At 27.4% G+C, this 234-nt stretch carries 1 protein-coding gene; it reads right to left on the bottom strand.

All coding sequences use genetic code 11. From position 1 onward, the window contains the following. Positions 1 to 4: 4 nt before the first annotated feature. On the bottom strand, positions 5 to 234 hold a 230-nt coding region (locus ACY2RW_RS16435), incomplete at its 5' end, for a hypothetical protein (RefSeq protein WP_490123797.1).

Raw genomic sequence — 234 nt, 5'->3', positions numbered from 1 at the left:
ATGGTTATAAAGTATTTTTAGAAGATAGGGTAGAAAATACATTTACACGTTGAGATTTAGAAAATTCAGAATACAAAACCAAGGTTACAGAAGCATCTACAATAGGAAGACTCTTTTTACATACCAAAACTTCTAATGTTTTAAACACAGATTCAGAATTAGTAAATACAGTAAGCATATATAAAACAAACAACTCTAATGTAAGAATTACTGGATTACAAAAAGGAAATGCAT

Source organism: Polaribacter sp. 2305UL8-11 (assembly GCF_058147165.1).
This window is presented reverse-complemented; position numbering and strand designations above follow the sequence as displayed.